Source organism: Pseudoclavibacter sp. RFBI5 (assembly GCF_002931395.1).
Lineage (GTDB): Bacteria > Actinomycetota > Actinomycetes > Actinomycetales > Microbacteriaceae > Pseudoclavibacter.
Window position 1 is genome coordinate 1 of sequence record NZ_PSYA01000026.1, and the last position, 1,224, is coordinate 1,224.

A 1,224-nucleotide genomic window follows, 5' to 3' on the forward strand; every position below is an offset into this window, starting at 1 on the left:
GCGTGGTGCACTTCGCACCAGCGGACTGGTGCGCTGCATCCGGGTGCGCGGCATTGCCGGTCGCGGGTCGCGATCGCCCGCCGTTGGGCTGTGGTGAAGAGGCGTTGCTTGCGGCCGAGGTCGAGGATCTCGCCGTTGGTGTCGGTGCTCGCGATGCGGATGAGCCCGTCGCACATGATCTGCGCGGCGACCGACGGTGGGACTGGTTCGCCGGTGCGCTCGAGGTGGGGCAGGTCTTCGGGTCGGGTGGCTGTGCCGTCTTGTCCGGCGGTGGTGGTGACGATGATGACCGTTGGTGCCTCGCCGCCGGTGCGGGGCGCGTCGGGTGACTCGGCGTAGGCGCGGAGGATCATCGTGAGCGCGTCGATGCGCTGCTGCTCGATCGAGCGCGGGTCAACCAGTGGGACGTCAACGATCTCGTCCTCACCGACGTCACCGTCGTCGTCACCGTCGGTGCGGCCGGCACCGGACGGGAGTTCATCTGGTCCGAGTGCTGGCGCGAGTGGTTCCCCGCACTCGGATGCGGACGGGAACTCCACGGCTCGGCGCGGGGAGAGGAGGGCGTCGAAGACTGAGAGCAGCTGCTCGCCCTGCTCGGGCGTCGCGACGAACTTCCCTGACACCGCACCGTCGGCGCGACGCGTAAACCAGAGGCCGCGCTCTTCGGCGATCTTGTCGGCGCGCGGCTCGTCGCCGTCGGGGTCGAGGTAGGAAACCCAGGTCGCGGCCTGCACCTCGAGCACCTTCGGCACCGCGGGCTGTTCATCTTCCGGATTCAGGCCGCACGCGGACGCCACGAGCTCGATCTCGCCGCGCGCGAGCTCGTCGACGTCCACCCGGTTGCCGGTGCGGTCGAGGCCCTTCGTGATCGCGGTCGCCTGCGCCACCGACAGAACCCCGGAGCCCACCGCCTTCGACACCTCCGCGTACCTCGGGAGGATCGACTCGCCTGTAGCGCTCATCCGCTCCCTCGTCGCCTCTGCAAGCTGCACGAGGGTCTTCGCCTCGAAAGGCTTCACCGCGAGCACCTGCTCGACCATCGCCGCAAGGTTCCGAAACCCGGACTTCCGAGCGACCGTCTCCGCTCGCGGAGACTCGTCTTCGCGGCGCAAGAGTTCGCCAGCTACCTCAACGAGCGCGGCGTCCAGGACGCGTCGGCGAGCAGCGAGCTCACGGAGCACGACGACGATCTCCGCGTCCGGAAGGCTTGCCATCTGGCACCGC

Annotated in this window: 1 protein-coding gene; it reads right to left on the minus strand. The window is 69.4% G+C overall.

Features of this window, described 5'->3' with window-relative positions; all coding sequences use genetic code 11:
* Window positions 1-1,214, minus strand: a 1,214-nt coding sequence (locus C5E06_RS18865; protein WP_146081430.1) for an HNH endonuclease signature motif containing protein, incomplete at its 3' end; no start/stop codon positions are given.
* Window positions 1,215-1,224 lie beyond the last annotated feature (10 nt).